This is a genomic window from Candidatus Villigracilis affinis, from assembly GCF_016705895.1.
In the GTDB taxonomy this organism is placed as follows: domain Bacteria; phylum Chloroflexota; class Anaerolineae; order Anaerolineales; family Villigracilaceae; genus Villigracilis; species Villigracilis affinis.
This window is the reverse complement of the sequence record NZ_JADJKT010000001.1, coordinates 58173-80645: the sequence shown is the minus strand read 5'-3', so window position 1 is coordinate 80645 and position 22473 is coordinate 58173. Positions and strand designations below refer to the sequence as shown.

22 protein-coding genes are annotated in these 22473 nt (G+C 48.8%); 17 read left to right on the top strand and 5 right to left on the bottom strand.

Annotated elements, in window-relative coordinates:
• Positions 1–306: 306 nt before the first annotated feature.
• Positions 307–531 (bottom strand): OST-HTH/LOTUS domain-containing protein, encoded by a 225-nt coding sequence (locus IPI86_RS00410; RefSeq protein ID WP_345295996.1) that lies wholly within the window; start codon positions 529–531, stop codon positions 307–309.
• Positions 519–1091: an NYN domain-containing protein gene (locus IPI86_RS00405; RefSeq protein WP_345295995.1), complete on the bottom strand. Its 573-nt coding sequence runs from the start codon at positions 1089–1091 to the stop codon at positions 519–521. Before IPI86_RS00405 ends, IPI86_RS00410 begins: the two co-directional genes overlap by 13 nt.
• A 393-nt stretch (positions 1092–1484) precedes the next feature.
• Here IPI86_RS00405 and IPI86_RS00400 point away from each other — a divergent pair, with 393 nt between their 5' ends.
• The 6 genes from IPI86_RS00400 to IPI86_RS00375 all read left to right on the top strand — a co-directional run bounded on the left by IPI86_RS00400 (position 1485) and on the right by IPI86_RS00375 (position 7948).
• Positions 1485–2819, top strand: coding sequence for an Npt1/Npt2 family nucleotide transporter (locus tag IPI86_RS00400; RefSeq protein WP_345295994.1), 1335 nt, complete (start codon positions 1485–1487; stop codon positions 2817–2819).
• A complete protein-coding gene (locus IPI86_RS00395) occupies positions 2819–3541 on the top strand; it encodes a hypothetical protein (RefSeq protein WP_345295993.1) in 723 nt (240 codons plus the stop codon). The genes IPI86_RS00400 and IPI86_RS00395 overlap by 1 nt, the downstream gene beginning before the upstream one ends.
• Positions 3538–4629 carry a hypothetical protein gene (locus tag IPI86_RS00390; RefSeq protein WP_345295992.1) on the top strand — a complete coding sequence of 364 codons (1092 nt, stop codon included), beginning with the start codon at positions 3538–3540 and terminating at the stop codon, positions 4627–4629. The genes IPI86_RS00395 and IPI86_RS00390 overlap by 4 nt, the downstream gene beginning before the upstream one ends.
• Before the next feature lie 7 nt (positions 4630–4636).
• A complete protein-coding gene (locus tag IPI86_RS00385) occupies positions 4637–5992 on the top strand; it encodes a hypothetical protein (protein WP_345295991.1) in 1356 nt (451 codons plus the stop codon).
• Between the two features lie 112 nt (positions 5993–6104).
• Positions 6105–6788, top strand: coding sequence for a response regulator transcription factor (locus IPI86_RS00380; RefSeq protein WP_345295990.1), 684 nt, complete (start codon positions 6105–6107; stop codon positions 6786–6788).
• A 14-nt stretch (positions 6789–6802) separates the two neighbouring features.
• Complete coding sequence (locus tag IPI86_RS00375) at positions 6803–7948, top strand: ATP-binding protein (protein WP_345295989.1); 1146 nt, start codon at positions 6803–6805, stop codon at positions 7946–7948.
• A gap of 6 nt (positions 7949–7954) precedes the next feature.
• On the opposite strand, the gene IPI86_RS00370 is transcribed toward IPI86_RS00375, so the two are convergent.
• From IPI86_RS00370 to IPI86_RS00360, 3 genes are all read right to left on the bottom strand, one after another.
• The gene (locus IPI86_RS00370; RefSeq protein WP_345295988.1) at positions 7955–8626 is read right to left on the bottom strand and encodes a hypothetical protein; all 672 of its coding nucleotides are present in this window, start codon (positions 8624–8626) and stop codon (positions 7955–7957) included.
• A 95-nt stretch (positions 8627–8721) separates the two neighbouring features.
• The gene (locus tag IPI86_RS00365; protein ID WP_345295987.1) at positions 8722–8961 is read right to left on the bottom strand and encodes a glutaredoxin domain-containing protein; all 240 of its coding nucleotides are present in this window, start codon (positions 8959–8961) and stop codon (positions 8722–8724) included.
• A gap of 70 nt (positions 8962–9031) precedes the next feature.
• Positions 9032–10255 (bottom strand): FAD-dependent oxidoreductase, encoded by a 1224-nt coding sequence (locus IPI86_RS00360; RefSeq protein WP_345295986.1) that lies wholly within the window; start codon positions 10253–10255, stop codon positions 9032–9034.
• A 257-nt stretch (positions 10256–10512) separates the two neighbouring features.
• On the opposite strand from IPI86_RS00360, the gene IPI86_RS00355 reads away from it, so the two are divergent.
• The 11 genes from IPI86_RS00355 (at position 10513) to IPI86_RS00305 (ending at position 22469) form a co-directional block, all read left to right on the top strand.
• Positions 10513–11373: a hypothetical protein gene (locus tag IPI86_RS00355; protein WP_345295985.1), complete on the top strand. Its 861-nt coding sequence runs from the start codon at positions 10513–10515 to the stop codon at positions 11371–11373.
• Complete coding sequence (locus tag IPI86_RS00350; protein ID WP_345295984.1) at positions 11370–12050, top strand: sugar transferase; 681 nt, start codon at positions 11370–11372, stop codon at positions 12048–12050. Before IPI86_RS00355 ends, IPI86_RS00350 begins: the two co-directional genes overlap by 4 nt.
• Positions 12051–12404: 354 nt before the next feature.
• Positions 12405–13541, top strand: coding sequence for a hypothetical protein (locus tag IPI86_RS00345; RefSeq protein ID WP_345295983.1), 1137 nt, complete (start codon positions 12405–12407; stop codon positions 13539–13541).
• Positions 13542–13566: 25 nt separating this feature from the next.
• Positions 13567–15051, top strand: a complete 1485-nt coding sequence (locus IPI86_RS00340; RefSeq protein ID WP_345295982.1) for an O-antigen ligase family protein — start codon at positions 13567–13569, stop codon at positions 15049–15051.
• Positions 15052–15468: 417 nt separating this feature from the next.
• Positions 15469–16008, top strand: coding sequence for a hypothetical protein (locus IPI86_RS00335; protein WP_345295981.1), 540 nt, complete (start codon positions 15469–15471; stop codon positions 16006–16008).
• A gap of 102 nt (positions 16009–16110) precedes the next feature.
• The gene (locus tag IPI86_RS00330) at positions 16111–17586 is read left to right on the top strand and encodes a lipopolysaccharide biosynthesis protein (RefSeq protein ID WP_345295980.1); all 1476 of its coding nucleotides are present in this window, start codon (positions 16111–16113) and stop codon (positions 17584–17586) included.
• A 14-nt stretch (positions 17587–17600) separates the two neighbouring features.
• The gene (locus tag IPI86_RS00325) at positions 17601–18392 is read left to right on the top strand and encodes a sulfotransferase (protein ID WP_345295979.1); all 792 of its coding nucleotides are present in this window, start codon (positions 17601–17603) and stop codon (positions 18390–18392) included.
• A 2-nt stretch (positions 18393–18394) separates the two neighbouring features.
• Positions 18395–19054 (top strand): hypothetical protein, encoded by a 660-nt coding sequence (locus IPI86_RS00320; RefSeq protein ID WP_345295978.1) that lies wholly within the window; start codon positions 18395–18397, stop codon positions 19052–19054.
• The gene (locus tag IPI86_RS00315; protein ID WP_345295977.1) at positions 19054–20073 is read left to right on the top strand and encodes a phosphotransferase; all 1020 of its coding nucleotides are present in this window, start codon (positions 19054–19056) and stop codon (positions 20071–20073) included. The genes IPI86_RS00320 and IPI86_RS00315 overlap by 1 nt, the downstream gene beginning before the upstream one ends.
• On the top strand, positions 20063–21232 hold the full coding sequence (locus IPI86_RS00310; RefSeq protein WP_345295976.1) for a glycosyltransferase: 1170 nt from the start codon (positions 20063–20065) through the stop codon (positions 21230–21232). The genes IPI86_RS00315 and IPI86_RS00310 overlap by 11 nt, the downstream gene beginning before the upstream one ends.
• Entirely contained in the window at positions 21222–22469 is a 1248-nt protein-coding gene (locus IPI86_RS00305) for a glycosyltransferase family 4 protein (protein WP_345295975.1), read from the top strand. Before IPI86_RS00310 ends, IPI86_RS00305 begins: the two co-directional genes overlap by 11 nt.
• The last annotated feature ends 4 nt before the right edge of the window (positions 22470–22473 follow it).

Here is a 22473-nt window from a genome sequence, read left to right as displayed (position 1 = left end):
CCTTTCGATTGCGTCCTCCGCGGTCTTTGCCCCGCGCTCAAGGCCGGGCCAATCAGGTGCTACCGCCACCACCTTCTTGCCTTTCGGGCCGATTTCCAGCGTCACTCGAGTATGTTTTGCCTACTGTTTATACAGCACGCTGTATAAACACCCAAAATCCGGTATTTACCGCTTCGCCTATAACACCCCAATTTGGGGTACATAACAGCAATTTCGCTGTATAACACCTTATAGATTGCATAACAGCATTATACAGTCCCTGCCGTAAAAATAAAACGGCCTGCTTTAGGCAGGCCATTTCCTTGTTTATTCCTTCATCCGCACATAAAAGATGATCGGACCGTCGTTTTCCTGGGCGCGCATCTCGAAGCGGTCTTTCAACTTGCTGATCATCTTCGAAAGCTGTTTGTGGCCGTAGGTGCGCGGGTCGAAGCCTGGATCCACCTGGTAAAGGGCGTTGCCCATATTGGCGAGAGAGGCCCAGCCGTCCTGTTGTACCGCCATCTCAAAAGCCTGGCTCAAAATTGGCATCGGGTCGAGTTCTTCTTTTTCTTCCTTCTCGTCCTTGGCCTTTTTCGTTTTATCCACGTTTCTGTTCTTTTGTGGGGGGCCTTCTTTTCGGTGACCAGGTTTTCCGTGTACACGAACACGTCGCAGGCGTTCACGAACGGTTTTGGCGTCTTCTTTTCGCCGATGCCCATCACGAACACGCCCGTCTCGCGGATGCGGGTGGCCAGCCGCGTATAGTCACTGTCGCTGGAGACCAGACAAAAGCCGTCCACCACGCCCGAATGCAGGATATCCATCGCGTCGATGATCATCGCGCTGTCGGTTGCGTTCTTTCCGATGGTATAACGGAATTGCTGAATGGGTTGGAACGCGTGAAAATTAAGCGTATCCTTCCATGAATTCATGCTTTGCGTCGTCCAATCCCCATAAATACGGCGGACGGTCACCTGGCCGTAGCGTCCCGCCTCCACCAACATCTGAGAAAGCAGTCCCGCCTGGGCGTTATCGCCATCGATAAGCATGGCGATCTTGTTGCGTGCAAGAGATTTGATGGGTTCGTCGGTCATAAGGTTATTATACACTTTCGCAGGGCTTTTCCTTACACCCAACGCTCTACGCCATCATCTCCACAGAGGTTTTTTTCTCAGTGATCTCTGTGTGCTCCGTGGTTAAATCTTCTGGCAGGCCCGCAAAATTACCCCCGTTCTGCCGTTCTCATGGAATTGGAGCCTTTCTCATAATCGGGTATACTCGCCCTAGTTTTCCCAAAAGAGGAACGAATATTTCAGAAATACGCTCCATTTTCAAGATGAAGGGAATTCATTCTTCAATGAGAATCGGAAGATTGGGGGGCGTCCCCGTTGCTTCGTTTACGGCCGCCAGATTTCCTTCATTGATTCTTGAAATGGCGCCCGCAGTTTGCTCCAAATCCTAAAAACAGTTATTTATCAGACGAGGATCTTGTGAATGAGAGAATGACCAACTGGTTTGGCACGCAACACGTTAAACTGGTTCTGGCTTTGTGGTTTTTGCTTGCCATCAACATGATGGTGATGGAATTATCTGATGTCGTGGCAACGGCGGGATTTGTCAGCAACATCGGGTCCGATTCTTTGCCCTGGCTGTGGCTGGTGATGACCCTCCTGACCCTGGTCGGCGCGAGCGGATACTCCGTCCTCGTTGACCGATATTCGAGACTGAATTTGATCACCTGGCTGTTGGGCCTCATGGGAATGTTCTATCTGGCGTTGATGTTTCTGTTCCGCGCCCAGATCCCCGATAAGATCACGTTTCCCCTGTTATCCATTATTACCGACCAGCAATACTATATCCTGCCGCTCGCATTTTGGGCGCTTGCCAATGATGTTTTCTCGGTCACCGAAGGCAAGCGGGTCTTTCCTTTGGTTGCATCGGGTGCGGTCATCGGCAGTTTGGCAGGAAACTCCCTCGCAGGCGTGTCTGCCGAATTGCTGGAACAGCAGTCGGCGGGGCCTGAAGCGATTTTCGTCCTGGCGGCGCTGCTGTTGATCGTGTCGATGATTGTTTTGCGGATCGCGTTTTTCCGTCACCATGTCCGTGCCCGTCAATCCAAAGATGAAGACACCAGCCTGATGAAAAGTTTGCAGGTGGGGATTGAGTATTTCTCAAAAGTCGCCATGCTGAAAATGGTGGCGATCATCATGCTCTTGAGCGGCGTGGCGTTGGCCATGCTTGAGTTTTATTTCCTTCGTTCCATCGAAACGAACACGAGCGGCAACTCCCTCGAATTCCAGCAATTTCTCGGGTATTTCAAAACCGCGCAAACCATCGGTCTGTTGACCTTTCAATGGCTGATCACCAGACGCCTGCTGGAAAAAGTCGCGCTGAAAAATTCATTCATGGTCCTGCCTGCTTTTCTTCTCGGCGCAAGCGGAATTGCCCTCGGTCTGGTGGGGGTCTGGGGTGTTGCCATCGGACGTTTCTTCGCCCGCATGGTCCAGCGCGGTTGGGATGAACCCACCCGAAAATCGTTGCAGGGCTTGATCCCCGACGAAAGACGCGGTCGCGTCGCCCTGTTTATGGATTCTGTTTTCTATAACTTTGCCACCATCGCAAGCAGTTTATGGATGGCGCTTTTGCTGTGGCTGTTGCGTTCGGCCATGATCACAGAACCCGTGTTTCAATATATTTCCCTGGGCACCGCTTTGGTTGCGGCCTTTGGTGCCATGCTGGCGGGCTTTAACTTCCACCGCGTATACGAGAAAAGCCTGCTCGATTGGCGCTTTGCGCGCTCCAAGCGAAAAAGCGTGTTGGATAACATAGAGTTTTGATGTTCGAGATTCCAGAGCTTGGATTTGAGATCCAGGAAATTGTAAATGGCCGTACCCGCTATCTTGATGATCTGATCGAGTTGTATCTGCAATTGTTCCCTGGCTACGGGAGATACGTTGCAGTCATGCGCCGACGGGCAAACCGTCCGCAGGATACCACGCCGCCTTTTTTGGAACATCAGTGGCTGGCGCTGGTCAACGGGCGGCCCGCCGCGATGACGGTCTTCAAATACAACTACAAGAGGAATTGCGGCCTCGGGCTGGATCTGGGCGTGCATCCTGATTTTAGAATCATTTCTCATTCGGGTTATACTAGCCTTGCCAGGCTCATGATTGAGCTGCGGCACAAACAACTTTTGATGGATGCAAAGTCGCTGGGAATGTCCCTGCCTTTGGGTTCACTGGTAGAGGTCGAGTCGCCCAAGGTGGTGGCTCGATTTAAGGAATACGGCATGTTGCTGCTGCCTGTAAAATATTACGAACCCCCCGCCCCTGAAGACGCCCTTGAGATCATTGGCCGTCAGGAGATCGAAAAAACAGGCTTCACCCCGATGCATTTGGGAATTTACCCCATTGACAGGGGAGCCTACAACCCGAAGGACGCCGACCAGCTTTCGATGTTCGTCAAAGCCTATCTAATGGATCATTATGGACTACCCGAATCACATTGGGCCGTACAGGAATCCCTTCAATCAATTTCGGTAGAGGAGCGTGCGAAATGAATAATGAAAAAAAGAAGAACAAGGTGTTTTTTATCAGCTTGCGGATTAAGCTGCTCATAGGCTTCACTTTGTTGTTCACCGTTGTTTTTGCGGTTGCTTTTTATTGGTTTTATCAATTTTCCACTGATCTGGCGATGCAGCGCATCACAGATGATCTCGTGAATACGATTCAAGGCGCCGCCAAACTGATCGATGGCGATGAGTTTCAAGCCCTGTACACCGAAGCAACCCCGCGCGAAGATGGATATACAGATGACCTTCGCTACTGGTCGCAGGCCAAACTGCTATGGTCTGTCAAGCAGATCGAGCCGCGCGCTGGAATTTATACCTACATCAAAGGGACTGCGCCAAATGAATTGATCTTTGTGACAAGCGGCGGCGCTCTGAACGACCCGCCCACGGGTGCCACATTCATGGAGCATTGGACCACCGACAATGTTGGGCCCAATCTCTCTGGCTTGAAGGAACTCACCTTGCAAGACACACCGGAAGGCCAAAAGAATAACGGTTGTGTGTATGGAACGCCTGGCTGTAAAGTGGAAATGTATTCAGACGATTTCGGCAGCTGGGTATCGGCGTTTGCTCCGATCAAGAATTCCAAGGGCGAAGTGGTGGGCGCGATCGGTGTCGATTTCAAAGCCGACTATGTCCGCGAAGTGCAGGCGGCGATTCTGAAGAAGGTATATATCGCCTTTGCCATTACCTACGTCTCTTTGTTCTTCCTTGTCTTTTTTATCTCCAACGTATTTACCCGCCCCATTCTTACGCTCACTAAAGCAGCCGAAAAGATCGGCGAAGGCGATTACAAGGGCAGCCTGGTTTTTCTTTCAAATGCCGGTGAATCGTCAAATTTCCCGGATGAGATCGAGACTCTCGATAAGGTGTTCCAGTCGATGATCGATAAGGTTTACACACGTGAACAAAGCCTGCGCAAACAGGTGGAACAATTGAAGATCATGATCGATGACAGCAAGAGGAAGAAGCAGGTGGAAGAGATCGTGGAATCTGAATTCTTCCAGGACCTCAAGACCAAGGCTCAGAAAATCCGCGATAATCAGGGAAGAAAAAAGACCGGTGGTGAAGCCTAGGGGTTCCATGTCAAACCAGAATACGATTCCGACGATTGTGATCAGCAATTTTGCTGAGGCACACATTGATTTTCTTGGACGCAGCGACAACCCCGGCGAACGGGATGACCTGATCAACGGTGAAGATTATCATGGCGACCGCACCATCCTTTGGGCAGATGACCCGAAGCTGGTGATCGTCAACTATCCCATTGCCCATGCTGATTTCAATACGAAGCGGCTGGGATATCCCAATACGCGTCATCTTGCTCCGCACGAGCCTACGCATTATTTGTGTCTCGATATTTTGCGCGAGGCACATCTTCTTGATGGCATTCTTCAATACGCGGCTCCGAACGGGGTTGTTCAACTCATTCCATACGCCACCACAAAAGAATTTTTGCGGCTTGTAGAAGTTATGCGCAAAGACTACAACCTGCAGGTGCTGACCCCTGAAAGCCCCGATGCAGATCATTTTTGGCTGCGCGATTATGTGGATACAAAGACCGGCTTCCGTTCGTTAGCCTCCTTTTGGATGCCGGATGCCAGCAAATTCCTGCCGTTTGGCATGATCTGCGAGACCTTGCAGCAGGCTTCGGTCATGGCTCATTGGTTTTGCAGCCGTGGAGAAGCCTGTGTCGTAAAGACCGATACTGGCGAAAGCGGCATCGGCACGACGGTGATTTCCCCCGAATCCGGCCTTTCCGTTGACGATATATTTGACAGACTGCGCTCCCAGCCTTTTTATTCGAATGAATTGATCGTTGTCGAGAAGTACATTCCCTCGGCGAATCGAATGTCGCCGTCTGCCGAGGTGAAAGTGCCCAGGCTTGGGGAAGGCGATCCCCACATTACCTATATATCCAATCAGTTATTTTTGGGGTTCGGGGATTTTTGCGGTATTCAGATCGACCGCGGCATTTACAAACAGCCCTGGTGCGCCGACTTGGAACGCTGCACTCTGGAATTGGCTCGCAACCTGCAAAATATGGGATACGTCGGCCATTTTGACCTGGATTGTATCGTCGGCGACGACAATAAAGTGTACCTGCTTGAGATCAACGCCCGCCGCACAGGCGGTACGCATGTGCATGAGTTTGGGAAATATGCCTTCGGTAATGACTATGCCGACAAAGTATCCCTTATCAGTTTTGAAGCCTCCAATTCTGGTACGATCACAGACGCCGCCGAATTGCTCGAAGTGCTCAAGGATTTTCTCTACCCGATGCCCGGGGATGAGCCATTGGGAATGGTGGTCACCATTACGAAGCCATTGTTCAAGAATCGTTTTGGATGCATCATGGTCGCGCCCACATCCGAACGCGCGCTGGAACTCCAGGCACAGGTCGATGCGCACATTCGGCAATATTGTGAAGTGAAATAAGAAAAAATGAGTAAAAGTCGCTGTGAATGAGCCATTCACAGCGACTTTTTTCTTTACCAAACCTTTACAATGCCTTTATGATAGATAAAAACGACCAAGGCAGAATCGAACCATGACAAAGATACTGATCGTTGACGATGAACCGTCCATTATTAATCTTGTGCAGGCCTATCTCAAGCCCGAAGGGTACGAGGTGTTCACCGCTGTGGATGGCCCTTCCGGGCTCAAAGCGGCGCGCGCTTTTAAACCCGACCTGATCGTGCTGGATGTGATGCTGCCCGGCATGGATGGTCTGGAGGTGCTTTCCCGCTTGAGGCGCGAGTCGCAGGCGTATGTGATTTTGCTGACCGCCCGCACAGAAGAGACCGACAAGATCGTGGGCCTTTCGATGGGCGCGGATGATTATGTCACCAAGCCGTTCAGTCCGCGTGAGTTGGTGGCGAGGGTCAAGGCGGCGATCAGGCGCATTCAAACAGGATCAAGCCCCAGCGCAGAAGGAAGCGTGCTGGCGTTTCGTCATGTGCGCATCGATACGGGCGCGCGTCAGGTCACGGTGGATGACCAAGCCATCGATTTGACCGCCAGCGAATTCGACCTTCTGCATGTGCTTGCCGAAAATCACGGCCGCGTTCTCACGCGCGAGCAGTTGCTTGAACGTGTTTGGGGTGGTTCCTATTTTGGCGAGATCCGCGTGGTCGATGTGCATCTCGGTCACGTGCGCCAAAAGCTTGGGCTGCCCGATATCATCGGCACGGTGCGTGGTGTTGGTTATCGCTTTGATGACGAATTGGAATAAGGAATTGATTTGATATGAAGATCCTGCGCTCATACCTCGGAATTAAATTATTCCTTTCATATTTTGTTGTGATCCTGGTCGGCATGTTGGTCATTGGCATCACGACCAAAATTGTCACGCCGCGTGCTTTTGCGCGGCATCTTTTGGCGATGGAAAGTCAGATCGGTTCTGGGCAGGGAATGGGGCAGGGCCAGGGCATGATGGGGCAGGGCGGCGGGATGATGTCTGAGTTTTATCAGAACTTTCAGGCAACATTTACCGAGTCGTTGTTGATCGCGGTGGCTGCGGCTTCGCTGGTGGCGCTGGTGGTCAGTTTGGTTTTCAGCCGAAGCATTCTTGCGCCTGTAGTTGTAATGATGAATGCGAGCCAGCGCATTGCCGAAGGACATTACGATGAGCGCGTGCAATTGCAGGGCACCGATGAATTAAATCAACTCGCAGGCAGTTTCAATAAAATGGCAGAGCAGTTGGAACAGGTGGAAAATATGCGCCGTCGTTTGCTCGGCGATGTTGCACACGAGCTTCGCACGCCGCTCACTGCCATCAAAGGTTCCGCTGAAGGTTTGATGGATGGCGTGCTTCCCGCTTCCGATGAAACCTATCAGCAAATCCATGCAGAGGCTGAGCGTTTGAGCCGCCTGGTGGATGACCTGCAGGAATTGAGTCGTGTGGAATCACGCGCCATTCAATTGGATGTCCACCCTGTGGATGCGGCCATGCTAATTCAAACAGTTGCCAAACGACTGCAATATCAATTCGACGAAAAACGCATCAAGCTGACCCTTGACCTGCCGGCACAACCCATACATATCCTCGCCGACGATGGGCGCGCCATTCAAGTGCTCACCAATTTAGTCGGCAACGCCCTGCAATACACATCTGAAAATGGAACCGTTTTGGTTTCGGCAAGGCAGGAAAAAGAAGAGGCGGTTTTCTCGATCAAAGACAATGGCGTTGGAATTCCCGCTGAGCACCTCTTGCACATCTTCGACCGCTTCTATCGCGTGGACAAATCCCGCTCACGTGCGCACGGCGGTTCAGGCATCGGCCTGACCATTGCAAAGCATCTTGTTGAAGCACATGGCGGAAAGCTTTGGGTGGAGAGTGAAGGCAAAAATAAAGGCAGTGTATTTTCATTTACACTGCCTCTGGCTAAATAAATTTGTCTATTGAATTGGCTTGACCACGCCCACATCCGCAGGGGCGCCGCCAAAGATTCCAATATCTGTGCAGGATTGTCTGTCCACACGCAGCAACAGCAAGTCGTTGGATGAGGCGTCCACCTGAATAATGGTGTCATTATTGTAGGCAGAATCAACGGTCAATTTGAAGGTCACCTGATTTCGCACGGGCAGATTGGGGACGCATACTTTTTTGTCCGGGTGTTCGCGGTCTTCGTCGATTGCGCGTAGCAAAGCACAGGTGTTTGGCAGGTCGGTATTTCCCGTATTTTTTACAGTAACGTAGGCGTTCGTCACTTCGCCCATGCCGTGGGTGATGTCAATGCTTGTGTTGCAGCCAAGAATATCCACGGTCAACGCTTGAACGGGGATGATGGGTGTCTGAGTGGGGGTGAACGGCGTAAATGTGAGTGTGGCCGTTGGCGAAGGCGTTTCGGTGTTGGTGGAGGTGACCGTGACGGGCGTAAGAATTATTACGCCTTGGGTTGCAGTTTGTATGGAGGGCGGCGCAAGAATGATCGGCGTCGCCGTGATCACCCCGGGAAGTTGTGAAGGGGCCGCAGTCCATACCGGGAGCGGTTGAGGAAGATAACCCCATGGTTCACATGCGCTGATGAACAGCGCTAAAAAGGCAAGTGTGAAGACTTTCTTCATCATGATGTCATTATACCCCCGGGATATCTGCGTCTGATTAAAAAAATGAAGGCAGCCTGAGTGTTGGCCGCCTTCATATCTTCGAAGTTTTACTTCTTTTATTGAGTATTGCTGCGAGCGGTTGTTTTTTGCTTCAGCTGTTCCCAGCTTGGCTCAACAAGCACGGACCCATCAGGAAAAACAATGGTTGGCACGCTTCGATACCCATTGTTTATGTCCATGACGAAGTGGGTTGCTTCTTCATTGCCCTCCAGCCCAACCTTCAAGTATTGAATGCCATTGGTTTCAAAAAAGGCCTTTGCCCGATGACAGTCCGGACAATATTCGGTTGAATACATTACGATTTGCGATGGTGCTTTGGTGTAGAGATCCCTGCTCACAGATTCATTCCTCCAGATATGATTGATGTTATCCGCCGATGGTTTTTAGATATTCACGAATGGCGAGCGCGGCGGATGCGCCTTCACCAGCTGCAGAAGCAGCCTGTTTCGTGGATCCAGCCCGAACGTCGCCTGCCGCGAAGATTCCGGGGATGCTGGTCATCATATGTTCGGTTTTGACAAATCCCCAGGGGTCGAATTCCACTTGTCCGTTGAGCAAGTCGTTGTTGGGTGTCAGACCGATGAACACGAAAACGCCGTCATAATTCAGCGTTTTGTTTTCTCCTGTATTCTTATCCACTGCAAGTACAGATTCGAGGTTGTTCTTTCCGCGCAACTCCATGATGTTGTGATTAAGCAGGACTTTCATGTTTTCTTTTTCAGCCACTTTGTCCTGCAGGATCTTGCTGGCTTTTGGCTCTGGTGAGTTGACAAGGATGTCCACCTGGGTGGCGAATTTTGTAAGGAAGAGCCCTTCTTCAAATCCGCTGTTACCGCCGCCGACGACAAGTACATTTTTCCCCTTATAGAATGCGCCGTCACACGTGGCGCAAAAATGAACATTGATACCGATCAGTTCTTCCTCACCGGGAACTTCCATGCGGCGATAACGAGCGCCGGAGGTGAGCAGAACCGCTTTGCTGTGGTAATGGTTTCCAGAACTTGTGTGGACAATATGATATTGTCCATCTTCCTCAATTTCAGTGACTTCCTGAGCTTGTAATAGTTCTACGCCGAATTTACGTGCCTGCCGCCCCAGCCGCTCGGCAAAGTCGGCGCCGGTGATACCTTCGTCAAATCCGGGAAAGTTATCCAGGATCTGAGTGATGCCGGCCTGTCCGCCCAACCCGGCTTTTTCAATGACTAACGTGTCCATGCCTTCGCGGGCAAGGTAGAGCGCTGCGGTTAATCCTGCTGGGCCGCCTCCAATAATAATGACGTCATAGTATTCGCGATTGGCTTTGGTTTGCAGCCCCAGCTTTTCAGCCAATTTGGCGTTGGAAGGCTCAGCTAGGATTTCCCCATCGGGAAACACAATGGTGGGGATGATACGCATCCCTTTGTTCAGACCCTCCACGAATGCAACGCCTTCGGAGTGCTCTTCAATATCTATATTTTCGTATTGAACACGATGTTCCCCAAAAAACTTTTTAGCTCGCTTGCAGTCCGGACACCACACAGTGCTGTAAACAACAATTGTGGATGGATTGAGGTTGAACAGATTTGAATTTGGGGTAATTTTTTGTGCCATTTTGATTTGATGGATGCCGTAAGGTGATTCTTACTCGCTAACAAAACCGTCATGTTCACAATTCGATACTGGGAGTAAAATTCAACCTTAAACTATCCAGAATAGCCCAACTGATTTTTGCAATCCCCCAGGTCCTTTGGAGAAATGGGCTGTCGGGGCCTTGCTATTTTGAGAATTTGATTAATAGCTTTTTTATGCTAAAATCATATTATTAATGGATTTAATATGAAATTGATATTTTTTTCTAGGGTATAAACGTGACAAACCTCAAGAGATCCGTTTTATCGATCGCTTTCTATTTGTTTGGCATATTGGTGCTTGGTCAATTGGACCGTTCTAATACGCCGATCATTAATTTCGCCGCCTATTTTTACTTGCTTGCCATTTTTATTGTTCCGGTGATGGTGTTCGTCCCGTCGCTTCACAAGATTTCTGTTGTCGTGCCAATGGTTTTCTGGGGTGCGGTTTATTTCGGAATATTCGAGCTCACAGACCGCGGTAATACTGGATCACTGGATGTGGAAGTGATCGTTCTGGAACTTGTGATCTTGATGGTTGGTGTCTGGCTTTCTTACCAGCTTGCAATCGGGATCGAACGCTCAGAATCACTGATGGATGTTCTGGCGCAGGGTACATTCCCTCACCGTGCGCTGGAAATCGATCTGGCATCCGAGCAGATCAAGATTGAGTTCAGCCGCAGCCGCCGTTATCATCGTCCGCTTTCTCTTTTGGTCTTGCATGCCTTTCCAAAGGATGAGGAAGTTGTACGCGAAATGCTGATGAGTTTGCAGCGCGATGTGCTTACCCGTCTTTCCAACGCCCGTGTTGGTCAGGCGATCGGTGAGGCAATTCGCCAGACCGACTTGCTGGTACGGGACCGCATTGGAAGATTTGTCATCCTGTGCCCTGAGACCGACCTTGAAAGTGTGTATTTATTGGCTGATCGTATTTGCAAGATTGTGACCGAGCGGACGGGGCTTCACGTCAATTGCGGCGTTGCTTCATTTCCTGATGAAGCGCTGACCTTTGAAGACTTGCTGCATTTGGCGCGTGATCGTTCCAAACAACCTTTACCTTCCAAAGCACTTGTTGAAATGAAAGAGCAGACTGTGAAATGACCAGTATGTCCACTTCCCTTGACCAACATTCCTGGATTAATTCCTTTGACCCCAAAAAACGCATCTTTGTAGGGCGTTCTTATTTTATTATTAAGCGGATCATCGATCTCACACTCGTATTGCTGAGCGCTCCCTTCTGGGCGCCCTTGCTTCTTGTTATTGGCATCATCATTAAAGTCACTTCTCCCGGTGCTCCAGCGCTTTTCACTCAATTTCGTACTGGAAAAAATGGAAAGCGGTTTAGCATGTATAAATTTCGTTCAATGGTTCCAAATGCAGAGGCATTGAAGGAAAAGTATGCTCACCTGAACGAGTTGCAATGGCCTGATTTTAAGATCACCAATGACCCACGTATTACAAAGATTGGCAGAGTCCTGCGAAAAACGAGTCTGGATGAACTGCCTCAGTTGATCAATGTGTTGAAAGGCGACATGAGTTTGGTGGGACCGCGTCCCACCTCTTTCGGTGCAGAGACGTATAAGCTGTGGCATACCGAGAGATTGGATGTAACGCCTGGCCTGACAGGCCTTTGGCAGATCATCGGTCGGGCATCCATGGAGTTTGACGACCGCCTCCGTTTGGACATTGCTTATATTGAGCGACGCAGTTTATGGATGGATATTAACATTCTGTTCTTTACTGTGTTTGCTGTGTTTAAGGGACGTGGTGCACACTAAAGACGGAGTTGATAATTAGGGTAGGAAGGTCTTTTTTCGGTCGGTAGGCAGAATTTGTCGCAGTGTTGGCTGCCTACGGGTCGTGAGTAATCCGAATCTTGGAGCGGGTGGAAAAATCAGGTTTTGTATGCGATCATTCCCGAAGATTGTTATTCTAAATCGGTTGGTGCCCTGTCGTCTTTACCGCCACGTGGAAAATGTGCGACAGGCCGGGTGAGTGTGTAATATTTGTGTTTAGTTCATCTCTGCACGAAGCCAGACACAATTTCATTCCAATTACCGAGGCGGCCCTCCTGATGGCCGATTTCTAGTTTTCAACTAAAATGAACGGCTAGAGGCCGTTCTTGTTTATAATTGACGAACTGGCGCTTGCCACCTCAAACCAACATCATCTCTATGCAATTACAAATCATGAAAAAATCATTTTTCCTTATTTTACTGATATGTTTATTGGTTACTTCTTGCTCCCCCAATGAAAATCCATCATCTGTGGAAACTGAACAACATTTGAACGGTGTTGATTTCAATTTATCTCCGCAACCCACTTCTTTGGCGAATGGAATGGGATGTGCGTTGCCTTATACAAAGACATCCATATGGAATGTCCCGATTGATTGGTCCAAAGCTAAAATTCACCCGGATAGCAAAAAGATGATGGATGCTTTTTGGAATGGAACTCGATGGATCGGTTCTGACCCGGCACAATATGCACCGAATATTTATTTTGTGGATGTAAAAACCCCTTTGGTTCCTGTAAAACTTCGCAAGAATCGTTTTCGCGATGCTTTTGACGACAAGGAGATCCAATACGGGGAGCCTGCTGCAACGGTTTGGATGCCTATTCCATCCGGGGCTTTACCTGCTCCTGGAACTGATGGACAGATGGTACTTATCAATGTGGATACGGGCGAGGAATGGGGGCTTAATAAAGGCACGCTTGATCCGTTCGGAGTCTGGTTTGCAAACGGGATTTATCGTTACAGTATACAAAATTCAGGTGTCCCGCCAGAGGGTTTCGGTCAGCGTGGCGCAGGCATTGGGAATTTCTCTGGAATTGTTCGCAAGTGTGAAGTGGATCGTGGGGTCATTGAGCACGCCGTGACAATAGCCTATGACTACCCCTGTACCCCTGAAACTTGCCGTGCGAATGGCTGGCCTGAGTTTATTCCTCCGTTTACAAAAACGGATGGAAGGGGAACTTCCGCTTACGATATTCCGGAAGGTGCACGCATGGTCATACGCCCGGAAATAGCCAGAGATGAAATTGTTGCCGCCTGTTCCGGGATGCAGGGATGTATAGTGTGGGTCATTGCCATGCAGGAGTACGGTGGATTTCTTGTGGATAACAGTGATCACCCTAAAACCTACCCGGAAGGGGATGCCACAGCGAACTGGGACCCCAAAATCTGGTCAGACGATATGTTGCGCAATATCCCCCCGGAATGGTATGATATTTTGGATTGGAATTACCCATCTACTTCGGCCCGCTAACAGAGTTGAATTTTTAGAGGATATTATGATTGGTTCGAAATTTAAAATAGAAAAAAGTGATGTTGTGTTCTTTGTGCTCAGCGCTGTTTTGGCGGGCGGAAGTGCCCTCGCAATTGGCAATCTGGATAGCGATATAGGCCTGTATGGTTTGGCGGGATTGGTTGGCGTCGCTGTTGCATTAACCATGTTCGTGCTGCCAAGCTTTGGTGCAAATGTTCTGATTATTGCCGTGTTTTCAAATATTTCTGACGAATTAACCAATAATGGCTATCCGGGCATTATTAAACCCCTTGTCGTGGTGGTGGTGGCCACCATTGTTGCGCGTTATATTTATTTTGAAAAAGCACCGACCGTTCGTTCAAAAACCGTACGGATAGAAGCGTTCTTGTTTCTTTACTTTTTGGTTTATGCTTTTTCCTTTATCATGGCCGCTGATAAAACCCGCGCAGCTTCCGTAATTTTTGATGTTGCCAAGGATATTGTAGTCATCTACTGCCTGTTGTATACATTGAGATCCCCGGAATCTTTGAAACGTGCAGTTTGGGTTGTGATTATTGTTACGTTTATATTAGCTCTTTTAGGAATGTATCAATCGTTTACCGGAAATTACAACCAGACCTTTTTTGGGCTTGCCATGGTAAGCCTTGACAATTTTTCTGGTTCGACCACTGCACGTTTGGGTGGACCGATCAATGCTCCAAATATGTGGGGGCAAACTGTAGTTGCTGTAATTGCCCTTGTGTTTTTCCGAGTCATTCATGAGAAACGGATAACAACCAAATTGTTTACTACGCTGATCTTAGGGGTGATGCTGTACACCGTTCTCAATACCTATAGTAGGGGCGACTACCTTGCACTTGCCATAGTCGTAATTCTGATATTCTTTGTGTTTGAAGATAAGTTTAGCCCAATGATTGCGGTTGCTGCTCTTGGCCTGATCGTATTAGCCCTTCCATTTATACCTGCAAGTTATACGGATCGGTTTTCGTCGTTGCTCATTCTGACCTCTGGCGATCAAGGTGGCATTTATGAAGAAAGTTCTTTCAGAGGCCGCAGCAGCGAGTTGTTGACTGGATTAAGTATGTTTAAATCAAGCCCATTTTTCGGCGTGGGGGCTGGTAATTACAAGTACAATTATCAAAAATATTCCCAGCTTATTGGGATTGAACAACGTGCTGAGGCACGTGACCCTCACTCCCTATATGTTCAGTTATTGGCCGAGAATGGCATATTGGGATTCCTCGCATTTTTTGCAGTCATATATTCCGTATTTAGTGGTCTGTCTAAAGCCAAACAATCTGTTGACTATTTACCTGCTTTGCGTGAATCGTGGACGCCCTGGATCAGTTCCCTGCAAACATCTCTTGTTGGTTATTTGATTGCCGCCACCTTCCTGCACGGAGCGTATATCCGCTATTTTTGGATACTGGTCGGTTTGTCTGTTGCCGTGGTCAGATTGACCGATGAGATGATTGAAGATGCGAATCGAACCACGCTTTCCAGGGTTTAAGTTTTGATTGGTTTGTCGGTCATATAATTTGAAAACGATCGGCTGCGATGCCAGCCAATGGATATTGACTGTCCCGCTGTCAGTCTTTATTACAGGCAGTGTGCCGTATGAAAAAAGAACTACCAGTAAGCCTTCAACTGGTAGAATTGTCATTTTTTAAAAGGATCTTACAATATGCAAATGAAATCCATGGTAGCCAGACTGCGTTCGTTTTCATCCTCTTTTTACGAGGATTTTGTTTTGCGTAATTATCATAATTTGTTTGGTCGCCAGATAAACGAGCGGTTTGTGATCTTGGGCCACGCGCGGACTGGTTCCAATTACCTTTTCGATGGTTTGATGAGCTCGAAATCTGTAACTGGCTATCATGAGATTTTTGCCGACCATAACCGCACGATTGGTCAGGATTTCGAAAAAGTGCTTTCGCAGGTATATCGAAAGGAAAGCAAGGACACTCGGCTGGTGGGGTTTAAGTTATTTTATAACCACTTGACCGAAGAGGAATGGACCCAATTTTTACAACATGATGAATTTAAAATAATCCACCTAACCCGCGCAAACCGCTTGAGAACCATTGTTTCCCTGGATATTGCCTTCAAAACGGATGAATGGACGCGTTCCTCACATTCCAAGGGCAGGCAGCTGGTCGAGAAGCGGATCACTTTGGACACGACCAAATTGATCGGCAGGCTTGAGAAGATCCAATCTCAAGAGGCTTTTGCGAGAGAGAGATTTAAGGGCAGGCCAATGTTTGAAGTGGTCTACGAAGAATTGGTGACAATCCCCAAAGTGGTATTTCAGAATACGGGAGATTTCCTGGGTGTTAACGATATTGATTTTACGAAAATAAAGATAGTAAAGCAAAATACCGAAAAACTTGAGCAGTTGATCATTAATTTCGATGAAGTGTTCCAATGCCTGAAGAATTCACAGTTTGCTGATTGTTTAAACGATTGACCTTATTAATGGGTTGATGAAGGAAAGGGTAGGCGCTTTGTATGGCGATGTTGATGCTCCACATGTTTATTGATAATTTTTTATGTTTTGTGAGTACTTGTAATGACTGATGAACTTGTAAAAAAAGATTCTGGAAGCCAGTTCTCGCGGAAAGTGGCGGGCGGGCTTATGTGGAATTCACTTACATTTGGTTTCAGCAAACTTTTTGTTTTGGTGACCACGTCCATTTTGGCGCGCCTGTTGACAAAAGAAGAGTTCGGCCAGGTGGCGGTTGCTGTTGTAGCCATCAATTATTTGGCGGTCATTAAAGACCTGGGGTTGGGGGTTGCCCTGATCCAGCGCCGCGGTGATGTGGATAATGCCGCCAATACCGTGTTTACGATAAATACCATGCTGGGTTTTTTCATCTCGGCGTTGGTGATTCCGCTGGCGCCCCTGATCGCCGATTATTTTCACGACCCCGGGGTGGTCCCTGTGCTGCGGTGGCTGGGTGTGTCCTTTGCGATCAATGCGCTTGGATCAGTTCATATGATCTGGTTGTTGCGCGATTTGGATTACCGTCGAAAATTCATTCCAGATATGGGCAATACGATCGTAAAAGGGATTGCCTCGATCGGTCTGGCTTTTGCAGGCTTTGGGGTCTGGGCGATGGTGATCGGTCAGATCGTGGGGGCGTTGACTTCGGTGATCCTGGTCTGGATCATTCTTCCGTGGCGTCCGCGATTGATGATCGACAAGGCAATCGCCGGGTCATTGATCAAGTTTGGCTCATCGATCATTGGCGGGGATATTCTCGGCACAATCATCGATAATATAGATTACATTATCGTGGGCAGGTTGTTTGGGCTTGCGCAGCTTAGCGTGTATACATTGGCTTATCGTTTACCAGAAATGCTTCTGATCGGAAATTTATGGGTTTTGGGAGAGATCGCCTTCCCAGCTTTCTCCTCAATTCAAGACAAACCTGACGAAATGCGTGTGGGTTTTCTTGGTTCTGTGCGTCTGGTAGAGATGATCGCTACACCGATTTCGCTGGGACTGTTTATTGCGGCCGACCCAATTGTCAGGGTGGTGTTTGGCGATCAATGGCTGGAAGCCATTCCGATGTTGCGCGTCCTCGCCATTTACGCGTGGGTCTATTCGATCGGGTTCCACATTGGCGGTATCTATAAAGCCGTTGGCCGTCCGTATATTTTGTTCAACCTTTCTGTTTTCACCTTGATCATCCTTGTTCCATCCCTGCTGATCGGTGCCAGGTTCGGCGTGATCGGGATTGCGTGGGGGCATTTGATCGCGGTTCTTATCCGCAGGGTTGTAAGTCTGGCTATTGCAACACGATTTGTAAATGTGACCCTTTGGGATATCTTTAGCCAGTTGGTGCCTTCTTTACGCGCCGGGCTGGTGATGCTCCCGTTATCTTATGCGGTTTTGTACGCAACCGCAGGCTTCGCTCCCATTGTTCAGCTAATATTGGTGGTCATCACGGGTGCAGTTAGTTATCTTGGTGTGGCATGGTGGACTGAGAAGGAAAATCTATTCCGCTTGTTGAAAGCGGTTGGTGTTTCAAAAAAAGCATAGAGGAAATATAACCAATGCAAAATCATCGTTTCATCTTTGTTTGCGGATTGCACCGCAGCGGCACCTCCATTTTGTTCAAATCTCTGCGGGATCACCCGGAGGTCAGTGGCTTTCACAATACGAACTCCCCTGAAGACGAGGGTATGCATCTCCAAACCGTGTATAAACCCTCGGGGGCATATGGCGGCGCTGGTAAATTCGGATTCAATCCCGAATCGCACTTGACCGAGGCTTCCCCGCTTGTGACCGAGGAGAATCGCAAGAAACTGTTTGAAGAATGGACACCCTACTGGGATCTGAGCAAGCAATATCTTTTGGAGAAATCTCCGCCAAACTTGGTCCGTACCCGCTTTCTTCAGGCGATGTTCCCTGATTCGTATTTCATTGTCACACTGCGCCATCCGTTGGCTGTTTCATATGCCACGCGTGCATGGTACAAAAAATACCGCATCTACTGGCGTCGGCTTCCACGCATATTCGAGCACTGGCTGGTTTGTCACGAGATCTTCCTGCAGGATCAAAAGTATTTGAAAAATGCTTTGATCTTGAATTATGAGCAGTTTGTGGCAGACCCATCCAATTACACGAACAAGATCTACGATTTTCTTGGGCTGAGTCCTTTCCCGAATAACCAAAAGGTATTGTCCAGCGTTAATAAAAAATACTTTTCCATGTGGGAGAAGGACCAAAAAGGATTCCTTTCGGGTTTTGTCGCGCGCAGGATGATCAGTCGTTTTGAGACACGCCTGAATCGATTTGGCTACAGCCTGGTCGATGTGGAAAGAGCAGATTCGATCGCCGAATAAGTATGGATTCGAAAAAGCCGAAGGAAACTGCCGGGCATATTTCACTTCCCAATCACGGAGTTGATTGGCGTTTTTTGCTGCCGATTCAGGAGAACTCCAGAATGCTGGTGATTCATTCTGAGGATAGCGATTACGACCGATCGTTTCATGATTTGGGAATTCCCTTCGATGCGGTTTCTTCCGACACTTTTACAGCGGATCGCTCCCCCCTTCAATTTGAATCGGGGAGTTTTGACATAGTGTCGGCGCCTTTGGGTTTTGGCAGGCAAGACCGTTCGGGCAGGCAAAACCAATTGGCGCAAACTCTGTTATCGGTGCGTAGTTTGATCCGAGCAGGTGGGGCGCTCCTGCTTGGATTCTCCAATCGTTGGGATATCCGCCGCAAGGGTGGGGAATTTTCCCATTCATCCACGATCCGTGAAATGTCCCATATCCTCCAGCAGGCGGGTTTTGGTACGGTACATTATTACGGCGCTTTCCCCGAACCTCTGACACCCGAATACATTTTCCCTTTGAATGCGCAATCGCTCATGTTCGCTTTGAATCACAGGTATCAACACAAGCTGCCTGGATATTTTTTGAAATTAACACGAACGCCTGCCACAAAAGCATTGCTGAATTTTCTGCCGTTTTTTTATGTGGTTGCCAGGGTGGATAAATAATGTTGCCGCCATTGATCGACAGCCTCACAACTTCATTGATAGCGAACAGCCGCCGCCCGATCAAGGATGACTTGAATTGGGTGATGCTTTCAAATGGGGCGGCGGATCTGAATGACAACGTGATTTTCTTCGGCTTTGAAGGAAAGGGTGTTGAGCCCTCCTTTGTTGCCAAGGTTCCACGGCTGCCTTCGAATGGCTGGATCATTCAAGCAGAATATGAGCGCTTGGTGAATGTCTGGAATCTTTTGGGTGACAGTGCATATTTGCACCTGCCTGAACCGATCGCTTTATTCGACATTGGAAGACAGAGAGTTTTGGTGATCTCTTATGTTCGCGGAGAGGGACTTTTATTTTCCTCGAAAAAGAGATTGTGGCACGACCCTGCGCAGGTGATGGAATTATCGCTCACTGTGGCACGCTCTCTGCGTGAGATGCACGATAAAGCCGAAAAGGAACTGGCAGAGAACGAACAGGTTCCATCTGATTTCCTCCAAAACCTGGAACTGTTTAAACAGATCTATAAACCAACCGAGAAAGAATCACTGGCTTTTGTAGAACTGGCTTCCCATTTTGAGAATCGGAATGGGAAATATAAGACATTGGTGCATGGCGATTTTTGGCACGGTAATATTATTCGCGGCTCATTACACAATACGCTGATCTTCGTGGATTGGCAGCATTCCCGATGGTCGCAGGATGTGAGCACAGATGTGTACCTGTTCCTGATGGCGGGTGCTTTGGCCACTTCTCACGGTTCGCCGGAGGAGAGAGCGCGCAGCACGGTAAAGGTTCTTATGGAGTGGCGGCAGAATATCCTGCCCGCTTATCTGGCTGCTTACGGGAATGTGGATCGTTATTCCCTGCTGCCTGCCCGCCTTGGAATGTTGGTGTGCTGTGTGGAAAAGGCTGTTCGTTCCATACGCGATTTTGGATATAATCAATTTGATGATTTGATCTGGCGGAACTTATTAACGGAGCTGGTCAACATTCCTGATGATGGATTTTTCGATGGCATCTAATTCTCCCGAGAAACGCAAATACAATATTATTTTTGTGATCGACGGCCTTGGCATGGGGGGCGCCGAACGTTTGATGGTGCCGATCTTGAAAAACCTGAACAGGGAATTTTTCGAGCCGCGTGTGTGTGTGCTTCACATCAAAAATGGCAACCCGATAGCCAACGACCTTCGCGCTCTGGGTGTACCTGTTGATGAGGTGCTCATTCCGTACTTGCGTGATGTCACTGCTTTGCCCCGTTTATACCGATATTTGAAGGATGTAAAAGCCGATCTGGTGCATACCCAGCTTGAACTTTCAGATATTATGGGAAACATCGCTGCAAAGTTCATGCGCCTGCCGAGTGTATCCACCATGCACACCATGCCCTCACAGGATATGAAGCTTAAATCGAAACTTCATCAAAGCGTGGAGTTGTTTGCGCTCCGTCATTTTTGTAATAAGGTCATTTCGGTTTCGGAAGAGGCTGGAAAATTCTATTTGGAGATCAGTAATCTGCTCCCCGAGAATTTGTTGACCATCTACAATGGAATTGACCTAAGCCATTTTGATAATCTCGATCATCAAAAAGCGCGTGCCGATGTTCGGCGGGAATTTGGCCTTCCTGAAAATGCGAAAATATTAATTACGGTCGCTGTTTTGCGTGAATTCAAGGGGATACAATTCATGATCCGTGCACTGCCTTCCGTTGTTTCCAAAGATCCCGATGTATATTATTTGGTGGTTGGTGATGGAGCCTACCGCAGTTCTTTGGAAGGGGAGGTTGAGCTTGCGAAGATGAGGGATCGTGTGATTTTTGCGGGTCAACGAAGCGATATTCCCCAGCTTTTGGCTGCAAGTGATGTATTTGTTCTCCCAACGCTGACCGAAGCCCTCCCTACGGTATTAGCAGAGGCCATGGCGGCGCGGCTGCCCATCATTGCAAGCAGCGTGGGCGGTGTACCTGAGATGATCGCTGAAAAAGAGAACGGTTTGCTTCTGACGGCTGGAGACGTGGATGGGCTTGTTTCCGCGAGCGTTTCATTGATGGCTGATGAGGGATTGCGCAGGGCGATGGGCGGGCGCGGCGAAAAGATCGTTAATGAAAAATTCAATATTCACGTTCAAGTCGATAAACTGAAAGACCTTTATATGGGCCTGATAAAAAACTATGGAAAATAAACTGCGTCTTTATGTTGTGGAACCGAATAATGGCGGCGGGCTTGTCCATTTTGCATATCAACTGTGTAATGCCATGGCCGAGGAAGGGGTGGATGTTACCCTGATCGCAGGCGCAAATTATGAGATGGCAGATCAGCCTCACAAGTTCCATGTGGAGAAACTGCTCAACCTCTGGGAGCACTTCGATCCAGAATCGATGAAGGCTGAGATTCAGAATCCGATAAAGCGCCTTTGGAGAAAGATTTATTGGACCTTGCGACGGGGTGCGCGCGGCGTACGCTTGATCTATGCCTGGGTCCGTTTGACCCAGCATCTGTTGCGCGTCAGACCCGATATCGTGCAGTTCTCGAAGTATGAGTACTCCTTTGAGTCGTTTTTTGTCGGTTATTTGCGCCGCCGCGGCTTGATCGTAAGCCAGCTTTGCCACGAATTCGAATTGCGCGAGAGCCAGGATATGATCTGGGCGGTTCTTGACCGATTGAGCGGCGAAGTGTATCGCTATTTTTCGATCATCTACTTTCTTTCGGAAGAGATCCGCAAAAGATTCCTTTCCCTTCACTCCTCCATCCCTGAAGATAGAACCCTGTCCATTCCGCATGGGAATTCAGGCTGGCTATTAAATATCCCCTCGATTTCTGAGGATGTTCTTCGTCAACGATATGGCTTGCAAAAGGATGAACGAATCGTACTGTTCTTTGGCTTGCTTGCCCCGAGCAAGGGATTGGATGACCTTCTGGATGCTTTTGCGATCGCTCGAAAATCCTGTAATGCCAAATTGGTCATTGCAGGTTATCCGACGAAACATATTAGCATGAATGAGATGCTGGAAAAGAATCGTGAACTTGGCACCGCTGATCAAGTGATCTTCGACGCACGTTATATTCCCCTTAACGAGATCCGCCCATTGATGGGGCTCGCCTCGGTGGTGGTTTATCCGTATCGAAGTGGTACACAAAGCGGGGCGTTGCAAACCGCGTACACTTTTGGAAAGCCAGTCATTGCTACCGCAGTGGGTGGATTGCCTGAGGTGGTGGAGGATGGGAAAAGTGGGTATATCGTCTCCCCGAATTCCCCGTCTGAAATAGCCGAGAAGATCGTTGCTCTGGTCAATAACCCCAAGATGGCGGATGAAATGGGGCAGTATGCCCGTCATCTTTCGGAGACCCGCTTTAGTTGGAATACTGTCGCTGCCCAAATCGCCCGTGAATATCGTCGCCTGGTCGAACTTAGGAAGTAAGGAG

Coding starts and splice junctions, on each gene's coding strand:
- IPI86_RS00375 (WP_345295989.1), top strand. CDS start 6,803: ATGAAGATCCTGCGCTCATACCTCGGAATTAAATTATTCCTTTCATAT.
- IPI86_RS00390 (WP_345295992.1), top strand. CDS start 3,538: ATGAATAATGAAAAAAAGAAGAACAAGGTGTTTTTTATCAGCTTGCGG.
- IPI86_RS00315 (WP_345295977.1), top strand. CDS start 19,054: ATGTTGCCGCCATTGATCGACAGCCTCACAACTTCATTGATAGCGAAC.
- IPI86_RS00320 (WP_345295978.1), top strand. CDS start 18,395: ATGGATTCGAAAAAGCCGAAGGAAACTGCCGGGCATATTTCACTTCCC.
- IPI86_RS00385 (WP_345295991.1), top strand. CDS start 4,637: ATGTCAAACCAGAATACGATTCCGACGATTGTGATCAGCAATTTTGCT.
- IPI86_RS00330 (WP_345295980.1), top strand. CDS start 16,111: ATGACTGATGAACTTGTAAAAAAAGATTCTGGAAGCCAGTTCTCGCGG.
- IPI86_RS00380 (WP_345295990.1), top strand. CDS start 6,105: ATGACAAAGATACTGATCGTTGACGATGAACCGTCCATTATTAATCTT.
- IPI86_RS00365 (WP_345295987.1), bottom strand. CDS start 8,961: ATGTATTCAACCGAATATTGTCCGGACTGTCATCGGGCAAAGGCCTTT.
- IPI86_RS00350 (WP_345295984.1), top strand. CDS start 11,370: ATGACCAGTATGTCCACTTCCCTTGACCAACATTCCTGGATTAATTCC.
- IPI86_RS00400 (WP_345295994.1), top strand. CDS start 1,485: ATGACCAACTGGTTTGGCACGCAACACGTTAAACTGGTTCTGGCTTTG.
- IPI86_RS00325 (WP_345295979.1), top strand. CDS start 17,601: ATGCAAAATCATCGTTTCATCTTTGTTTGCGGATTGCACCGCAGCGGC.
- IPI86_RS00305 (WP_345295975.1), top strand. CDS start 21,222: ATGGAAAATAAACTGCGTCTTTATGTTGTGGAACCGAATAATGGCGGC.
- IPI86_RS00410 (WP_345295996.1), bottom strand. CDS start 531: ATGCCAATTTTGAGCCAGGCTTTTGAGATGGCGGTACAACAGGACGGC.
- IPI86_RS00340 (WP_345295982.1), top strand. CDS start 13,567: ATGATTGGTTCGAAATTTAAAATAGAAAAAAGTGATGTTGTGTTCTTT.
- IPI86_RS00370 (WP_345295988.1), bottom strand. CDS start 8,626: ATGATGAAGAAAGTCTTCACACTTGCCTTTTTAGCGCTGTTCATCAGC.
- IPI86_RS00360 (WP_345295986.1), bottom strand. CDS start 10,255: ATGGCACAAAAAATTACCCCAAATTCAAATCTGTTCAACCTCAATCCA.
- IPI86_RS00310 (WP_345295976.1), top strand. CDS start 20,063: ATGGCATCTAATTCTCCCGAGAAACGCAAATACAATATTATTTTTGTG.
- IPI86_RS00395 (WP_345295993.1), top strand. CDS start 2,819: ATGTTCGAGATTCCAGAGCTTGGATTTGAGATCCAGGAAATTGTAAAT.